The organism is Solibacillus sp. FSL W7-1472 (assembly GCF_037969775.1).
GTDB lineage: Bacteria > Bacillota > Bacilli > Bacillales_A > Planococcaceae > Solibacillus > Solibacillus silvestris.
The window spans coordinates 3,547,685-3,565,853 of record NZ_CP150208.1 but is presented as its reverse complement, the minus strand read 5'-3'; the positions used below and the strand labels follow the sequence as shown (position 1 = coordinate 3,565,853).

16 protein-coding genes are annotated in these 18,169 nt (G+C 40.7%); 13 read left to right on the top strand and 3 right to left on the bottom strand.

The window, feature by feature from the left end; translation table 11 throughout:
- The first annotated feature begins 2 nt into the window (after nt 1-2).
- The 8 genes from purS to purD all read left to right on the top strand — a co-directional run bounded on the left by purS (nt 3) and on the right by purD (nt 9,708).
- Entirely contained in the window at nt 3-248 is a 246-nt protein-coding gene (purS, locus tag MKY07_RS17815; protein ID WP_008408738.1) for a phosphoribosylformylglycinamidine synthase subunit PurS, read from the top strand.
- A 4-nt stretch (nt 249-252) separates the two neighbouring features.
- Nucleotides 253-936, top strand: a complete 684-nt coding sequence (gene purQ / locus MKY07_RS17810; RefSeq protein WP_008408737.1) for a phosphoribosylformylglycinamidine synthase subunit PurQ — start codon at nt 253-255, stop codon at nt 934-936.
- Complete coding sequence (gene purL, locus MKY07_RS17805; RefSeq protein WP_014822581.1) at nt 923-3,154, top strand: phosphoribosylformylglycinamidine synthase subunit PurL; 2,232 nt, start codon at nt 923-925, stop codon at nt 3,152-3,154. Before purQ ends, purL begins: the two co-directional genes overlap by 14 nt.
- Complete coding sequence (gene purF, locus MKY07_RS17800; RefSeq protein WP_008408735.1) at nt 3,130-4,548, top strand: amidophosphoribosyltransferase; 1,419 nt, start codon at nt 3,130-3,132, stop codon at nt 4,546-4,548. The genes purL and purF overlap by 25 nt, the downstream gene beginning before the upstream one ends.
- A 24-nt stretch (nt 4,549-4,572) precedes the next feature.
- Nucleotides 4,573-5,628 (top strand): phosphoribosylformylglycinamidine cyclo-ligase, encoded by a 1,056-nt coding sequence (gene purM, locus MKY07_RS17795; RefSeq protein ID WP_339263293.1) that lies wholly within the window; start codon nt 4,573-4,575, stop codon nt 5,626-5,628.
- The gene (gene purN, locus MKY07_RS17790) at nt 5,628-6,200 is read left to right on the top strand and encodes a phosphoribosylglycinamide formyltransferase (RefSeq protein WP_339263292.1); all 573 of its coding nucleotides are present in this window, start codon (nt 5,628-5,630) and stop codon (nt 6,198-6,200) included. The genes purM and purN overlap by 1 nt, the downstream gene beginning before the upstream one ends.
- A 236-nt stretch (nt 6,201-6,436) precedes the next feature.
- The gene (purH, locus tag MKY07_RS17785; RefSeq protein WP_339263291.1) at nt 6,437-7,972 is read left to right on the top strand and encodes a bifunctional phosphoribosylaminoimidazolecarboxamide formyltransferase/IMP cyclohydrolase; all 1,536 of its coding nucleotides are present in this window, start codon (nt 6,437-6,439) and stop codon (nt 7,970-7,972) included.
- 485 nt (nt 7,973-8,457) lie between these two features.
- Nucleotides 8,458-9,708 carry a phosphoribosylamine--glycine ligase gene (gene purD / locus MKY07_RS17780; RefSeq protein ID WP_339263290.1) on the top strand — a complete coding sequence of 417 codons (1,251 nt, stop codon included), beginning with the start codon at nt 8,458-8,460 and terminating at the stop codon, nt 9,706-9,708.
- A gap of 53 nt (nt 9,709-9,761) precedes the next feature.
- On the opposite strand, the gene MKY07_RS17775 is transcribed toward purD, so the two are convergent.
- The 3 genes from MKY07_RS17775 to MKY07_RS17765 all read right to left on the bottom strand — a co-directional run bounded on the left by MKY07_RS17775 (nt 9,762) and on the right by MKY07_RS17765 (nt 11,541).
- Nucleotides 9,762-10,538 carry a multidrug ABC transporter ATPase gene (locus MKY07_RS17775; protein WP_014822586.1) on the bottom strand — a complete coding sequence of 259 codons (777 nt, stop codon included), beginning with the start codon at nt 10,536-10,538 and terminating at the stop codon, nt 9,762-9,764.
- 14 nt (nt 10,539-10,552) lie between these two features.
- Nucleotides 10,553-10,909, bottom strand: a complete 357-nt coding sequence (locus MKY07_RS17770) for a hypothetical protein (protein ID WP_065217649.1) — start codon at nt 10,907-10,909, stop codon at nt 10,553-10,555.
- A 401-nt stretch (nt 10,910-11,310) separates the two neighbouring features.
- A complete protein-coding gene (locus MKY07_RS17765) occupies nt 11,311-11,541 on the bottom strand; it encodes a YgaP-like transmembrane domain (RefSeq protein WP_014822588.1) in 231 nt (76 codons plus the stop codon).
- 311 nt (nt 11,542-11,852) lie between these two features.
- Here MKY07_RS17765 and MKY07_RS17760 point away from each other — a divergent pair, with 311 nt between their 5' ends.
- The 5 genes from MKY07_RS17760 to pcrA all read left to right on the top strand — a co-directional run bounded on the left by MKY07_RS17760 (nt 11,853) and on the right by pcrA (nt 18,163).
- Nucleotides 11,853-13,586, top strand: a complete 1,734-nt coding sequence (locus MKY07_RS17760) for an adenine deaminase C-terminal domain-containing protein (protein ID WP_339263289.1) — start codon at nt 11,853-11,855, stop codon at nt 13,584-13,586.
- Nucleotides 13,587-13,613: 27 nt separating this feature from the next.
- Nucleotides 13,614-14,672: a DUF3048 domain-containing protein gene (locus MKY07_RS17755; protein WP_014822590.1), complete on the top strand. Its 1,059-nt coding sequence runs from the start codon at nt 13,614-13,616 to the stop codon at nt 14,670-14,672.
- Nucleotides 14,673-14,690: 18 nt separating this feature from the next.
- Complete coding sequence (locus tag MKY07_RS17750; protein WP_008408714.1) at nt 14,691-15,005, top strand: YerC/YecD family TrpR-related protein; 315 nt, start codon at nt 14,691-14,693, stop codon at nt 15,003-15,005.
- Between the two features lie 174 nt (nt 15,006-15,179).
- Complete coding sequence (locus MKY07_RS17745) at nt 15,180-15,869, top strand: heptaprenylglyceryl phosphate synthase (RefSeq protein ID WP_087617509.1); 690 nt, start codon at nt 15,180-15,182, stop codon at nt 15,867-15,869.
- 35 nt (nt 15,870-15,904) lie between these two features.
- On the top strand, nt 15,905-18,163 hold the full coding sequence (gene pcrA, locus MKY07_RS17740; RefSeq protein ID WP_339263288.1) for a DNA helicase PcrA: 2,259 nt from the start codon (nt 15,905-15,907) through the stop codon (nt 18,161-18,163).
- Nucleotides 18,164-18,169: the final 6 nt, after the last annotated feature.

The window sequence follows — 18,169 nt, the reverse complement described above, 5'->3', positions numbered from 1 at the left end:
TCATGAAGAAAGTTAAAATATATGTAACATTAAAAGAAAGCATCCTGGATCCACAAGGTTCTGCAGTTCAAGGCTCATTGCAAAAAATCGGTTATGGCGAAGTATCTGACGTACGTATCGGTAAATATTTAGAAGTTACAATTCAAGACACTGACCGCGATATAGATACAATCGTAAAAGAAATGTGCGAAAAAGTGTTAACAAATACGGTAATCGAAAAGTACCGTTATGAAGTTGAGGAGGCATAATACGATGAAATTTGCAGTACTCGTTTTCCCGGGGTCTAACTGTGATATCGACATGTTTCATGCGATTAAGGACGAGCTAGGTGAAAAAGTAGAATATGTTTGGCATACAGCTACAAGTCTAGACGGATTTGACGGGGCATTAGTGCCTGGCGGTTTCTCATATGGAGATTATTTACGTTGTGGCGCAATGGCAAACCAATCAAACATTATGTCGGCTCTAAAAGAATTTGCTGCACAAGGCAAACCAGTGCTAGGTGTTTGTAATGGATTCCAGATTTTAACGGAAGCAGGGCTGTTACCTGGTGCTCTAATCCGCAATAAAAATCTTAAATTCATGTGTCGTACAGTACAGCTAAAAGTTGAGAACAACAACACTTTATTTACAAACGGATATGAAGAGGGAGAAGTAATCAATATTCCGATCGCGCACGGTGAAGGAAACTACTACTGTGATGACGAAACATTAGCCTCTTTACAAGCCAATAACCAGATTGTCTTTACATATGAGGGTGAAAATCCGAACGGTTCTTTAGCGGATATCGCAGGAATTATCAATAAAGAAGGTAATGTACTCGGCATGATGCCACATCCAGAGCGTGCTGCAAATGAAATCGTTGGTGGCGCAGATGGTCTTAAACTATTTAAATCAATTGTGAAGCAGTGGAGGGAACAGCATGTTAACAACTAATTTCGAACCAACACCAGAGCAAATTAAAGAAAAACGTCTCTATGCAGACATGGGGATGTCAGATGCGGAATTTGACTTAGCAATTGAAAAGTTAGGTCGTATTCCAAACTGGACAGAAACAGGTCTTTTCTCGGTAATGTGGTCTGAGCACTGTTCTTATAAAAAATCGAAGCCGGTACTTCGCAAGTTTCCGACAAAAGGTCCTCAAGTACTGCAAGGTCCTGGTGAAGGTGCCGGTATTGTTGACATCGGTGATGAGCAAGCGGTTGTTTTCAAAATGGAATCACATAACCATCCATCTGCGATTGAACCATACCAAGGAGCTGCAACAGGGGTAGGCGGAATTATCCGTGACGTTTTCTCAATGGGTGCACGTCCAATTGCGATGCTGAACTCCTTACGTTTTGGTGAGTTGAAATCAGCACGCGGTAAATATTTATTTGAAGAAGTTGTTGCTGGTATTGCAGGTTACGGAAACTGTATCGGTATTCCGACAGTAGGCGGTGAAATTGGTTTTGATCCGTGCTACGAAGGAAATCCGCTTGTAAATGCAATGTGTGTCGGATTAATCGATCATAAGGATATCCAAAAAGGTATTGCTGCAGGAGTAGGAAATACTGTAATGTACGTTGGTGCGAAAACAGGTCGTGACGGTATTCACGGTGCAACATTCTCTTCTGAAGAATTGACAGAAGATACTGAAGAAAGTCGTTCGGCAGTACAAGTTGGGGATCCGTTCATGGAAAAATTACTACTTGAAGCTTGTCTGGAAGTTGTAAAATCAGATGCATTAGTTGGTATTCAAGATATGGGTGCAGCAGGTCTTACTTCGTCTTCAGCAGAAATGGCCTCTAAAGCCGGTACTGGTGTAGAAATGAACTTGGACTTAGTTCCTCAACGTGAAACAAATATGTCAGCGTATGAAATGATGTTATCAGAGTCTCAAGAGCGCATGCTGATCGTTGTAAAAGCAGGTCGTGAAGATGAAATTAAAGCGATTTTCGATAAATATGATCTTGATGCGGTAGCAGTAGGAAGAGTTACAGAAGACAAAATGCTTCGTTTACTGCACAAAGGTGAAGTGGTAGCAGAAGTGCCTGCAGACGCGCTTGCTGAAGACGCACCGGTTTACAATATGCCGGACGCTGAACCAGCTTACTTTGCAGAATATCAGGCAATGGAAAATACAGAACCAAACGTAACAGATTATAAAGAAACGTTAACAGCACTTTTAAAAGCGCCGACAATCGCTTCAAAGGAGTGGGTTTACGATCAATATGACTATCAAGTACGTACAAATACGGTTGTAGCACCAGGTTCGGATGCTGCAGTATTACGTGTACGCGGTACAAATAAAGGGTTGGCGATGACGACAGACTGTAATGCTCGCTATATCTACCTAGACCCTACAACGGGCGGAAAAATTGCTGTTGCTGAAGCAGCGCGTAACATCGTATGTTCAGGCGGACAACCACTTGCGATTACAGACTGCCTAAACTTCGGTAATCCGGAAAAACCTGAAATCTTCTGGCAAATTCAAAAATCGGCTGACGGTATTGCGGAAGCTTGTTTAGCATTAGATGCACCGGTAATTGGCGGTAACGTGTCAATGTACAATGAGCGTTCAGGTGAAGCAGTTTATCCAACACCAACGATCGGTATGGTTGGATTAGTAAAAGATTTAGCACATGTTACAACTCAGGAAGTAAAAGCTGCTGGAGACGTTGTATATATAGTCGGCGACACGAAAACAGAATTCGGTGGATCTGAATTACAAAAGTTAGTGGAAGGCGGCATTTCTGGCAAAGCACCTTCAATCGACTTGACAGTAGAAGCGGCACGTCAACAATCTATTTTAGAAGCGATTCAAGCAGGACTTGTTCAATCAGCGCATGATGTTTCTGAAGGTGGGGTTGCGGTTGCATTAGCAGAGAAAACTTTCGCAGCAAAAGGTTTAGGCTTAGACGTAGCATTAACAGGTTCTGCAATAACGGCTTTATTCGCAGAATCACAATCACGCTTTGTATTAACTGTGAAAGCTGAACATGCAGAAGGCTTTGAAACAATCGTAAAAGATGCACAAAAAATTGGTACAGTAACAGACGACGCGAACATAAAAATTAGCGGTGAAGCTGGTGTACTTGTTGAAGGTACTGTGGAGGAATTCCGTTCTGCCTGGAAAGGAGCAATTCCATGCTTGCTGAAATCAGAGGCTTAAATGAGGAATGTGGTGTATTTGGCATTTGGGGTAACCAGGATGCGGCGCACTTAAGTTATTACGGTTTACACGCATTACAGCATCGTGGACAGGAAGGAGCTGGTATCGTCACAACTGACGGTAATCAGCTTCAGGCTGTACGTGGTGAAGGTCTTGTAAATGACGTGTTCAATGAAAATAAATTACGTAAAGTAGTAGGGCACGCGGCAATTGCGCATGTACGATACGCAACAGCAGGCGGCAAAGGACTGGAAAATGTCCAGCCATTGTTATTCCGTTCTTCAACTGGCTCACTGGCAATTGCCCATAATGGGAACTTAGTGAATGCCACACATTTAAAACAGTTTTTAGAACGCTCTGGCAGCATTTTCAACTCGACTTCCGATACAGAGGTTGTTGTACATTTAATTAAAAAATCAAAACACTCTCCATTTCGTTCAAAAGTGAAAGAAGCATTGTCGCTATTAAAAGGCGCATTCTCTATTATTCTATTGACGAATGATCAAATGATTGTAGCGCGCGACCGAAACGGCTTACGTCCCCTTTCACTTGGAAAATTGGGTGATTCTTATGTTGTTGCTTCTGAAACTTGTGCATTTGATTTAATCGGGGCGGAATACGTACGTGAAGTGGAACCGGGCGAGTTATTGATTATTTCAAATAATGGACTTGAAGTCGACAGCTATGTTGAAAAGGACAAGCGAACAATGTGTGCGATGGAATATGTGTATCTTGCACGTCCTGATTCAAATATTGATGAAGTAAATATCCATATGGCACGTAAACGCATGGGGAAAGAACTCGCAAAAGAATGTGCCCATATTGAAGCGGATGTCGTTACAGGAGTTCCAGATTCGTCCATTTCTGCAGCAATAGGATTTTCTGAAGCGAGCGGAATTCCATACGAGCTTGGCTTAATTAAAAACCGCTATGTTGGTCGTACTTTTATCCAGCCGACACAGGAACTTCGCGAACGTGGTGTTAAAATGAAACTATCACCGGTAGTTCAAGTTGTTAAAGGAAAACGTGTCGTAATGGTAGATGATTCAATTGTACGCGGTACAACATCGAGACGCATTGTACGCATGCTGAAAGAAGCAGGGGCGGCAGAAGTACATGTTGTGATTTCTTCCCCTCCAATGACGGATCCTTGTTATTACGGAATCGATACATCGACACATGAAGAGCTGATAGCATCAAGCCACAGTGTGGAAGATATACGAGTTGCAATTGAAGCGGACACATTAACATTTTTATCTTTGGAAGGTATGGTCCGTGCAACGAACCGCCCGTTTGAAGATGAAAATGGCGGACTTTGCGTCGCATGCTTTACAGGAAAATACCCGACAGAAATATTCCCGGACACAGTTTTACCACATGAAAAAGACTGTTAGAAATTAAGGAGGAGCAAGTACATTATGTCAAAAGCATATGAACAGGCAGGCGTAAATATTGAGGCAGGTTATGAAGCAGTAAAACGGATGAAATCACATGTCGAGCGTACGAACCGTTTAGGTGTGATGGGAACGTTTGGCGGCTTTGGAGGCATGTTTGATTTGTCTGCACTGAACTTAAAGGAACCAGTTCTTATTTCAGGTACGGACGGTGTTGGGACGAAACTAAAGCTTGCATTTATGGTTGATAAACACGATACAATCGGCGTGGACTGTGTTGCGATGTGTGTAAATGATATCGTTGCACAAGGTGCTGAACCGCTTTACTTCCTTGACTATGTAGCAGTAGGAAAGGCTGAGCCGGCAAAAATAGAACAAATCGTTAAAGGTGTTGCAGACGGCTGTGTGCAGTCAGGAGCAGCATTAATCGGTGGAGAAACAGCAGAAATGCCGGGTCTTTACGAAGAAGACGAGTACGACTTAGCTGGCTTTGCTGTAGGTGCTTGTGAAAAAGCGGATATTATTACAGGCGAGAAAATAGTGGAAGGCGATGTTCTAATCGGCCTTGCTTCAAGCGGAGTCCATTCAAATGGCTATTCATTAGTTCGAAAAATTGTATTCGCAGACAATGAAATTGCAGTTAATGCAGTAGTAGAAGGCTATGAAGACCTTGGTCCAATCGGAGAAGCGTTTCTAGTTCCTACAAAACTTTATGCAAAGCCTGTTTTAGCAGCCCTTAAAGCAGCAGACGTACATGGTTGTGCACACGTAACAGGTGGTGGCTTCTATGAAAACTTGCCACGTATGATGCCACAAGGTTTGGCAACCGAAATTGATTTAGGATCTTGGCCAGTGCTGCGCATCTTTGAGTTTTTAAAAGAAAAAGGTGCATTAGCGGACAAGGATTTATATAACGTATTCAACATGGGAATCGGTTTTGTTATTGCGGTTCCAGCGAGTGAAGCTGATAAAGTGATTGCTGCAGTAGAAGCGGAAGGTGAAAAAGCTTATACAATTGGTCGCGTTGTCAACGGTGAAGGTGTCATCTTTAATGGCGAACATGACGGGAGCTTAGTGTAATGAGTACGAAAATTGCCGTATTCGCTTCCGGAAGCGGTAGTAACTTTCAGGCAATTCAAGAAGCGATTAGCCGCGGTGAGCTTAACGCAACAATTGAGCTTGTAATTACGGATAAGCCGGGTGCCTATGTTGTGACACGTGCACAAAATTATGGTATTCCTGTTGTGGAGCTTGCACCGAAAACTTTTGCCGATAAGGCCGCCTACGAAGCGAAACTAGTTAAACTGTTAAAAGAACGAGAGATTGAATGGATCATATTGGCAGGTTATATGCGCCTTGTTGGGGAAACGCTTTTATCGGCTTATGAGCATCGGATTATCAATATTCATCCGTCGTTGCTGCCGTCATTTCCCGGAAAAGATGCTATTGGTCAGGCAATGGCTCATGGCGTAAAAGTTACCGGTGTGACAGTGCATTATGTAGATGCGGGAATGGATACGGGAAAGATTATCTCGCAAGGGGCAGTTGACGTTATCGATGGAGACCGTGAAGCAACAGAAGAGCGTATACATAAATTAGAACATGCGCTATACACGAGAACATTACAGCAATTATTTAACGCAAAAAAGTAAATTCGCATGAGCCGCTCCAGTGAGGGCATTGCTCACCGATAAGTAAAAAAATTTTACCAACGAATTGTATTATTTTAAGGATAGTACTTTGACTGGATATTGTTGTTTGGAGTGAAGGCGGCGACTCCTGGGGGACAAGCACGACGCCTGAGACTACAGGCTCAGGCCGTGCCCCCGGAAAGCGTCCGCCGTAACGGAAAACAACACTTATAATAACTAAATTGGAGGACCTAATCGTGACGAAACGTGCACTTATTAGTGTTTCAGATAAAAATGGTATTTTAGAATTTGCAAAAGAATTAGTAGCTCTTGGCTATGAAGTACTTTCTACTGGAGGAACAAAAAGTTTACTACAACAAAACAATGTTCCGGTAACAGCAGTGGATGAAGTAACAAACTTCCCGGAAATTTTGGATGGCCGTGTAAAAACATTAAATCCAATGATTCATGGCGGTCTATTAGGTAAGTTTGATAAGCCAAGCCATGTTGCACAGATGAATGAACATGGCATCCGCCCAATCGAAATTGTATGTGTCAACTTATATCCGTTCGTCGAAACGATTTCCAAGCCGGATGTATCTTGGGATGATGCAATTGAAAACATCGATATTGGTGGTCCCACAATGTTACGTTCAGCTGCAAAAAACCATGATTATGTAACGGTAATTGTTGATGCAAATGACTATTCTGCCGTATTGGAAGAGTTGAAGGCAGATGGAAAAACAACATTAGCAACACGTCGTCGTTTAGCAGCAAAAGTATTCCGTCATACGGCTGCTTATGATTCTTATATTTCCAATCATTTATCAAATGCAATTGGCGAAGAGTTCCCTGAAAACATGACGCTAACATATGAGTTGAAGCAAACATTACGCTATGGTGAAAACCCTCATCAAAAAGCGGCTTTCTATGCAAAACGTTTAGGTTCGGATTTCTCGATTGCCTACGCAACACAATTACACGGTAAAGAGTTATCGTACAACAATATTCAGGATGCAAATGCAGCATTGCAAATCGTAAAAGAATTTGAAATGCCTGCAGCGGTTGCCGTAAAGCACATGAACCCATGTGGTGTCGGTACTGGCGAAACAATTGAAGAAGCATTCAATAAAGCATATGAAGCAGATTCAACATCTATCTTTGGCGGCATCATCGCATTAAACAAAGAAGTGGACAAGGCAACTGCCGAAAAGTTATCGGGTATTTTCCTGGAAATCATCATTGCGCCAAGCTTTACTTCAGAAGCATTAGAGATTTTAACGCAGAAGAAAAACATTCGTCTGTTAACAATCGATTTCACACAGGAAAAGCAGGATCAGTTCAATGTTGTAGCAGTTGAAGGTGGTTTACTTGTACAAGAGCCGGACCGTTTCGGCTTTAAAGATGCAACTATTCAAGTTGTGACAGACCGTGAACCGACTGAAGAAGAGTGGGAAGCATTAAAACTAGGCTGGGCAGTTGTGAAGCATGTAAAATCGAATGCCATCATTGTAACAGATAAGCAAATGACATTAGGTGTAGGTGCGGGTCAAATGAACCGTGTAGGTGCTGCGAAAATTGCCTTTGAACAAGCGGGAGAAAAAGCACAGGGCGCGGCATTAGCTTCTGATGCATTCTTCCCAATGGGCGACACAGTAGAAGCAGCGGCAAAAGCCGGTATTAAAGCAATCATTCAACCAGGTGGCTCGATTAAAGACCAGGAATCAATAGATGCAGCAAACAAATATGGTATTGCCATGGTGTTTACAGGGGTTCGTCACTTTAAACACTAATTAAAAGTTAGCAGTAGAGAAATTATTAAATTTACGTTATAATAGAATAAAGTTTCGCTAATGTTCTGGCCGGACGTTAGCAGAAGCGTTTGCAAATGCTTTATTTATTCTTCTTTCTGGCCGGGAGAGGGGTAAATAAGACGATTGGGCGATTCTTGGCCGGGTCCCCGTCGTAACCAAATTTTATTAACAACTGCATCGACTTTGGCCGGGAGATGCCCTGTTAATAATAAAATAATCATTGATTGTAAGATACACAGCACTACTTTTGGTCGGGTAGCGCAGTGTAAACGACCATTAATGAAAAGCGCTCGCCTAAAATTTGGCGGGCGTTTTTTTTATTAGAAAAATAAAATTAATAGAGAATTATAAGGTTAAATCATGTGTAGGGAATGACTTTAGTTGTTTGTAGTGAAGGGCGAGGACTCCCCCGCGGAAGGCATTCGCCCGCAACGGAAATTAACGATAAAAAAGGAGAGCTCATAATGAATATTCTTGTAATCGGTAGTGGTGGTCGTGAACATGCGATCGCAAAGCAATTCAACAATGCACCATCTGTACAAAACGTTTTCGTAGCACCAGGAAATGACGGGATGAAGCAGGATGCACAAGTAGTGGCAATCGATGCACTGGATTTCGCATCACTTGCACAATTTGCAAAAGAAAATGATGTGGCTTTAACATTTGTAGGTCCGGAGCAGCCATTAGCAGAAGGAATCGTTGACTACTTCAACGAGCAAGGCTTGGTTATTTTCGGCCCAACAAAAGCGGCGGCAAAAATTGAAGGTTCGAAGTCTTATGCAAAAGAGATTATGAACAAATATAATATTCCGACGGCAGCGCATGAAACATTTACAGAAGCGGATAAAGCGGTTGCTTATATTAAAGAGCAAGGTGCTCCAATTGTAATTAAAGCGGACGGATTAGCTGCCGGAAAAGGTGTCATTGTAGCGATGACAGAACAGGAAGCGATCGAAGCAGTGGAAGATATGATCGGTAACCAACGTTTCGGTGATTCGTCTTCCCGTGTTGTTGTGGAAGAGTTCCTGGATGGCGAAGAATTCAGCTTTATGAGTTTTGTACATAAAGGACAAATTTATCCAATGGTCATAGCACAAGATCATAAACGTGCTTATGACGGCGATAAAGGACCAAATACAGGGGGAATGGGTGCTTATTCACCAGTACCGCAAATTTCTGAAGACATTGTAAAAGTTGCATATGACACAATCGTAGAGCCGACTGTAAATGCAATGGAAGCAGAAGGTGTATCATTCACCGGTATCCTGTATGCAGGCTTAATTTTAACGGCAAAAGGCCCGAAAGTAATTGAGTTCAACGCACGTTTTGGTGACCCGGAAACACAAGTCGTATTACCACGTATGGCTTCAGACTTCGGTGAATTTATGATGAGCGTAATGAACGAGCAGCCATTCGATTTACAGTGGAAAGAAGCAGCTATGCTAGGTGTTGTTGTTGCGGCGGAAGGCTACCCAGGCGATGTGGAAAAAGGAAATGCTCTGCCGGAGCTTTCGGATGTTGAACTGCCGGTATTCCATGCGGGGACAAAGTTTGCGGGTGATCGGTTCGTAGGTAACGGTGGCCGTGTATTATTAGTAGCGGCAGAAGCAACTACATTAAAAGAAGCGCAGGAAAAAGTATATGTTGAACTTGCAAAAAAAGAATGGACGAATTTCTTTTTCCGTAAAGATATTGGCTGGAGAACATTTAAATAAAGGAAAGGCGATACGTACAGACGTGTCGCCTTTTTACTCAATATAGCTGTCTATCATATATCGCTCTTTTTATGTTTCTCAATTTCAATGGCAAGTAAAAGTAACTTGTCATCAAACTCATCGAGAATACGTAATTTTTCTTCAAGCTCCGTCTCGAAACTGGTTGCTTGGATAAAAAGATTTTTGAGCTGGTTTTCCAGGTTAATCCGGGTAATGGATTGTACATCTGTCGTTGGGGAATATTTATGTTCAGGCTCTTTTACTTGGACCATTTCTTCTAAGGTAGAATGAATTTCATCGTTTTTATCTTTAATTTCCTTTAACAGATTGTGCTGTTGATTGATCGTTTCGTGCAGAGAAATTAATTGTTCATTGTTACTGCTCAGGAACGAACGAAGCAAATGATCCAGCTCTTCGACGGCCTGTATATAATTTTCTGAACGGGCAGCAGGAGATTCAATTTTAGCTGTTTTCTCGATTGTTTCTTTTAACTGTTTGTTTTCTTTCTGTAAGTTTTCTTTTTTTTCCACTAGTGATTCTATGGAAGAAATGAGTTTTATTCTTTGCTCTTCACGTAACTGAATATTTTCGTGCAGTTCACTCAGCTCTTTTTCAAAGCTTTTCCTTAGCATCATTAATTCCACAGAAAGTTCTTTTTTCTCATTAATTAACTGATTCAGTTCCTGCTCAAGACTATTTACCATTGAATAATGGTCCACGCTTTGTAGGGTGGATATTTCGTTTTGATATTTGGCGATTTCAGATTTCAAAAAGTTGATGGTTTGCTGTAATTGAAGTGGGTCTTTACTTTTCACGCTATCAATCTCCAAATGGATCCCTCCTATCAAGTCATATTTTTCAGTAAGCTTATAATCTCTTGGAAATCTTTTTCCTTTTCATGTACGAGCTGATTTATTTTTTCTGCAGCTTTTCTCTCTTCTTCTTCATTGGCAGGATATGATGTTTCATATTTATTGTTTGATAATAAGTAAGCCATTAATAAATTGAGTGAACTTTTTTCCGGAAATTTAAAGCTGTTAGTATTTTCCTGTACTTCATCTTTTACCGGTGAAAAATTCTCTTTCATAAAATGCTTTAGGATTTTATCAAATGTTAGTACTTCCGATTCTTCTCGTTTATCTTCAAATTCGTTTATAATGTTTCCTCCTGTTCCAAATAAATAACATTTAAAGCTGTACATTTACATACATCCGCTTAATAACAACATTCAGGTAACTGATCTTGGAAATATGGTAAGAGCCTAGACATAAACTCTCTTGATCTAATTGATGGAATATATTAAAAGTGGAAGTTATTCGTTGAATTCTTTTATTCGTGGATATAATTTTGGGTTTGATTTTCCAGCGCAATTAATTGTATTTCAAAAGGATTGGAGCTTTTAGGCACTGGAAATGCTGCCGTCTTACAAATGATTTTTATTTGCTTATGTAAGCAAAATAAAGAAAGGGCATTTTACCCTTTCTTCACTGTATGATGATTAAGTTATTGGTAATACTGCGATATGTAAAAACGCTATATTTAAATTTAAAATATAGCGCTTTGTAATGTGAGCATTATAGAACAAGCCCCTAGATCCACCTCTTAATCATTGACGGGCATCATTTCGGTCATCTGCTCTGATTTGGCCATTGCGACTACTGGACAATATTGATAATACCCTTCCGCCACTTTCATTGAACCGGCAAGAATCATCATACGACCAACTGTACATTGAGGTTTATGAGCAATTCTCCCGACACCGAATGCGGTCATAGCAACACCGCACATCATACGGATAAAAGCGTTTGTTTCAGAAATATTTGGGGTCAGCAATTATGTTTCCTCCTTTTTTTAGAAAATTTAAAAATTATTTTGGAAACACTTTGCTTTATGAAAGTGCTATGTTACGATTAATTCACCAAAAGGAATATTGTAGCAATTGCCTACATAAAGCAAAATATATTGAACTAAGTATGTGTTTTTCTTTTAAATCGATACGCATTTAATCTAGCTTCAGCAGCTGTTAAAGACAATTGCTGAAGCTACTTGAATCGCAGCAGGATATTTTTTAGAGCTGGTTTAGCATCTTGGAAAAGTTATAAGCGTCTTTATATTAGGTGTAAAAATTGAAAGGAGTGCAGAAAATGCCGAAAATTAGTTGGAAGTTAAGTAATATAAGAGAGCAAGTTAGTATCATTGACGGGCATGCTGCTCCGAATATAGTTTTAAAAAATGCTAAATACTTACATAGTATGATGAAAAGTTGGGCAACAGGTAACATCTGGATATCCAATGATCGCATCGTATATGTTGGTAAGGAAATGCCTGCAAATATAGAAGGGACAGAGGTTGTTGATTTGGCAAGGAAAGTAGTAGTACCAGGTTATATTGAGCCGCACGTACATCCTTTCCAATTGTACAATCCCCACAGTTTCGCAGAGTTTAGTGCACAGACCGGCACGACTACATTTATTTCAGACAATATGACACTTGTTTCATTGATGAAAAATAAGAAAGCGTTTTCTTTTATGGATGAGCTTGCTAAATTGCCATTTTCATTTTACTGGTGGAGTCGTTTCGATTCCCAAACTGAACTTGAAAATGAGAGGGAACTTTACTCAAATGCCTCGGTCTTGGAGTGGCTTGACCGTCATGACGTATTGCTTGGCGGAGAACTGACAGGATGGCCTCGTCTGATGCGCGGGGATGATCAGATGCTTTACTGGATTCAGGCAGCTAAGCATAAGGGGAAAAAAATCGAAGGACATTTACCGGGAGCATCCGAAAAAACGTTGGCTAAAATGCGTTTACTAGGAGTCGATGGTGACCATGAATCTATGACAATTGAAGATATTGAAGCGCGTATACTGCATGGCTATGCTGTTACACTTCGCTATTCATCGATTCGCCCGGATTTGCCTCATTTATTAAAAGCGGTTGTCGATAAAGGCTATGAAATATTCGATCATTTAATGATGACAACAGATGGCTCCACACCGAGTTTCCATGAAGATGGTGTGATGGATAAATGTATTCGGGCAGCCCTTGAAGCAGGTGTGCGCCCAGTTGATGCTTATAATATGGCAAGCTTTAATGTTGCGAGATATTATAATATGACCAATTTGCATGGGTTACTTGCTACAGGTCGTTATGCAAATATTAATATTTTGGCGGACGAACATTCGCCGACACCTGAAGCAGTAATTTCAAAAGGAGTATGGCTAAAACGCGACAATACAGATTTGAAAGCATTTCCGGAAGTTGACTTATCCCTATTCGGTGATCTGAAAATCGATTTTGATTTGCACGAAGGAGATTTTCAATTTTCGATGCCGATTGGCGTTGAAATGGTGAATGATGTTATTACGAAGCCGTATAGTATAAAAAATTTCGGTCATTATCAACATACATTATCTACAGACCATGATGAAAGCTATTTAATGCTTGTCGACCGCAATGGAAAATGGCGTATTAATACGATGATTAAAGGATTTGCGACACATGTAAAAGGCTTTGCCTCATCGTATTCCAATACTGGAGATATTATTTTAATAGGAAAATCGGTGCAGGATATGCAGTACGCTTTTCAAGAATTGAAGAAAATGAATGGCGGGATTGTACTTGTAGAGGATGATCAAATTGTGACAAGTATTCCTTTAACTTTGGCCGGCTCTATTTATGATGGAACCGTTGATGAAGTAATTCCGCTTGAGCTAGCATTGAAGAGTGCTTTGAAAAAACGTGGATATCACCATACAGATGCAATTTACACATTGCTGTTTTTACAATCGACACATTTACCGTATATTCGAATTACGACACGTGGGATTTTTGATGTCATGAAAAATAAGGTTATGCTACCTGCTGTAATGCGATAAACCAGAAAAAACGAGAGGAGTAGCACGATGAAACGCAGTATATTCATGTTAACACTATTAGGCATAACCTTAGCGACAGGTTGTTCAGATAAAGAACAAACAGAGGAGCCTGCTGTAGAGATAGAAGAAAACGAAGTAGAGAAAGATATTATTGTAGCGGAGGCTGAAGAAGTACTGCCCTTTGTAACGCCGTTTACAGGGGAACGAGTGGCAGAGGAAGTGACGATGCGCCCAATACTGGCCACAATCAATAACCATCCGCAAGCACGCCCGCAATCCGGACTTGCACAGGCGGATGTCGTGTATGAAATGCTGGCGGAAGGTGATGTAACACGCTTTTTAGCTCTTTATCAGTCAGAACTTCCTGAATCTATCGGACCGATCCGCAGTGCACGTTCATACTTTATTGATATTGCAAAAGGGCTGGACGCATTTTATATTGCGCATGGCTATAGTCCAGAAGCAAAATCGATGCTTTCACAAAGAGTAGTCGATAATATTAATGGAATGCACTATGATGGTACTTTCTTTAAACGTTCATCGACACGGGTTGCTCCTCACAATTCTTATATTTCGGGCGAAAATGTAAAGGCTGGTGCTGAAAAAGTAGGGACTTCACTACTTTATCAGAAAAAAGTGTCCTACCCATTTTATGAAGCCGAAGATAATGTTAAAATAGGAACAACAGCTAATGAAATATCGATGAAATACAATAATAGCGGTTCATTTAATAGTCAGTATGTATACAATGCCGAAACGAATCAGTACAAGCGTTATTCTGCAAATGTAGAAACAGTCGATTACGAGACAAATGAATCCATCGAATTAGCTAATATTTTATTTTTTGAAATGCCTCATCAAATTGTAGATAATGCCGGTCGACGCGAGATTACAATTACTGGTGGCGGCAATGCGTATGTAGCTCAAGCAGGGACGATACGTGAAGTGAAATGGAAAAATGCAGATGGCCTGCTGGTGGCAGTCGAAGAAGATGGAACGGAAGTAAAATTAGTTCAAGGAAAGACATGGATACATTTCGTACCAACATCTCCAGGTCTAGCGGCTTCTGTTATATATTCAGAGTAGAGAGGAAATGGTGGGCACATGCAAATTGAAAAAATTCGCGGTCATCAAACAGATCAGTTGTTTAAAGCAGTCCTAGAGTTAAAGGATATTGAGGAATGCTATAAATTTTTCGATGATTTGTGCACAATTAGTGAAATTCAATCATTGGCACAGCGATTTGAAGTTGCACATTTATTACGTTTGAAAAAAACGTATGAAACAATTAAAAAAGAAACGGGTGCTTCAACAGCAACAATTTCCCGTGTACGCCGTTGCTTTGATTACGGGAATGACACTTATGATGAAATGCTGGGCCGTCTTTATCCAGACGAAAAGCCATTTACGTCAAAGTAATGAAGCGCCAATGCGCCCAATCATAAATACATGAGCAAGCTTAAAAGACTGAGCAGATTTATCCGCTCAGTCTTTTAATATTTCAACGAATTTCGTTATACTAAGAGATGGTCAATAAAAACAAAGATAATGGAAAGTTCAATATAAAAATTTTGAGAATAGGTGGATATATTCATGGAATATTTAAACTGGAGACATGTATTTAAACTGGACCCTGCTAAGGAAATTACGGATGAGGCACTAGAGCAGATTTGTGAATCGGGAACGGATGTTATTTTAGTAGGTGGGACAGATGATGTGACGTTGGATGGCGTTCTGGATCTGCTCGTCCGTGTACGTCGTTTTTCAGTACCGATTGCGCTGGAAATTTCAAACGTTGATAGCATTACACCAGGATATGATTATTACTTCATTCCGTCGGTGTTGAATAGCCGTGATACAAAATGGGTGAAAGATTTGCATCATGAAGCGATTAAAGAATATGGCGATGTACTAATTTGGGAAGAGCTCGTAGCGGAGGGCTATTGTGTACTGAATCCGGATTGTAAAGTAGCGCAAGTAACAAATGCGAAAACGGATTTGACGGTGGAAGATGTAGTGGCCTATGCACGAATGGCGGAAAACTACTTTAAATTGCCGATTTTTTATTTGGAGTACAGCGGTGCATATGGTGATATCGAAATGGTCAAAGCAACAGCCGAAGTTTTAAATGAAACAAAGCTCTTTTATGGAGGCGGCATTACGTCCGTAGAACAGGCGAAAGAAATGGCTGCATATGCCAATACCGTAGTTGTCGGAAATATTATTTATGATGATTTAAAAGCGGCATTAAAAACCGTACAAGCAGTGAAAAGTGTTATATAATAGGAACAAATGTTCTTTAGATAGGAAGGTGCAATATGGAGCATATAGCAAAAAATTTAGTAGCGGGAATGAATCCACAGCAAGCTGAAGCGGTGAAAACAACAGAAGGCCCGCTCCTAATTATGGCAGGGGCCGGCTCTGGGAAAACAAGGGTACTGACTCACCGTATCGCCTATTTAGTCGTTGAGCGTGAAGTATACCCTTCAAAAATTTTGGCCATTACATTTACAAATAAAGCTGCCCGTGAAATGCGTGAGAGAATTGACGGGATATTAGGGAACGGGACAACGGAAAGCATGTGGGTATCCACATTCCACTCAATGTGTGTACGCATTTTGCGACGCAATATTGACCGGATAGGCTATTCGAAAAGCTTCTCAATTTTAGATAGTTCAGATCAGCTGACGGTTATAAAAAATATATTGAAGCAGGATAATATAGATCCTAAAAAATATGACCCGCGTGCAATCTTAAACACGATCAGTTCTGCAAAAAACGAGTGCATTACTGTGGATGGGTTTGAAGAGAATATGAATCCGCATAATCCTTTTGAAAAGATTGTCGCAGAGGTATATAAAGGCTATCAGAAACGATTAAGACAAAATCAAAGTCTCGATTTTGACGATTTAATTATGCTGACAATCCGTCTATTTAAAGAAGCGCCGGATGTGCTTGAGTTTTATCAAAACAAATTCCAGTACATTCATGTTGATGAGTATCAAGATACGAACAAATCTCAATATTTGCTCGTGCAATTATTGGCGAAGAAATTCCGTAATATTTGTGTTGTCGGGGATTCGGACCAATCGATCTATCGTTGGCGAGGTGCTGATATTTCGAATATATTATCATTCGAAAAAGATTACAAAGAAGCAAAGGTGATTATGCTTGAGCAAAACTACCGTTCCACAAAACGTATTTTACAAGCGGCAAACAGCGTAATTGAAAAGAATAAAGACCGCTATAAAAAAGTACTGAGAACAGAAAATCCGGAAGGCGAAATGATCCAGCTTTACAAAGCGGGAAATGAGCAGGATGAAGCACAATATGTTGTACGTACGATTCAAAAACTCATGAAGGATGAAGATTACAAGCTGGATGATTTTGCGATTTTATACCGTACAAACGCACAGTCACGTGTGATGGAGGATGTGCTCGTAAAATCGAATATGAACTACCAGATTGTTGGCGGTACAAAGTTCTATGATCGAAAAGAAATTAAAGATTTACTCGCTTACTTACGTTTAATTGCAAACAATGATGATGACCTGTCATTGGCGAGAATTATCAATGAACCAAAACGTGCGATTGGTGCGACTTCATTTGATAAAATGCTTGTCTATGCAATGGAGCGCGACCGATCAATCTTTGATGCGATGGGTGAGCTTGTATTTATGGGGCTTTCAGGCAAAGCAGCCACTTCAGCTGAAAATTTCTACAATATGATTCGTTCATTGAGTGATCGACAGCAGGAATTATCGGTTACAGAGATTGTGGAAGAAGTGCTTGAAAAATCAGGATACCGCCAAATGCTGAAAGCGGAAAAGTCGATTGAAGCAGAAAGCCGCTTGGAAAATATCGAAGAATTTTTAACAGTAACCCAGGCTTTTGAAGCGCGCAGTGAAGACCAGTCATTAGTAGCGTTTTTAACGGACCTGGCACTTATTGCAGATATTGATTCTTTAGATGAAGAAGAAAAAGCGAAAGGTACGATTATTTTAATGACGATGCATGCCGCAAAAGGGCTGGAGTTCCCTGTTGTGTTCATTATCGGGATGGAGGAAAATATATTCCCGCATTCACGTTCCTTGGAAAGTGAAGATGAAATGGCCGAAGAACGGCGCTTGATGTATGTCGGCGCAACTCGGGCAGAGCAGCGTCTATACTTGTCTTGTGCGGGTTCTCGTACAATTTTTGGTCGTACAGGATACAATGCCCCATCACGTTTTTTACGCGAAATTGATGAAAATGTGTTAGAGCAAGTTTCAAAAGCAAATACTACATCATATCGTGATGATTCACTGCCATTTAAATCGAACCGTTATGACCGTATGCCGAAGCGTTCATTAGGAAGCGTGCAGGCACCTGCTTCCCAAACATCACGACTTAATTCTACAGGCGGGGATAAGTTTGACTGGAAAGTAGGCGACAAAGCAGCCCATGGTAAATGGGGCGTCGGTATGGTCGTAAGTGTAAAAGGTGAAGGGGACGGCATGGAACTGGATATCGCTTTCCCATCACCGACTGGAATAAAACGTCTGCTAGCGAAATTTGCACCGATTACGAAAGCTTAGGAGGAA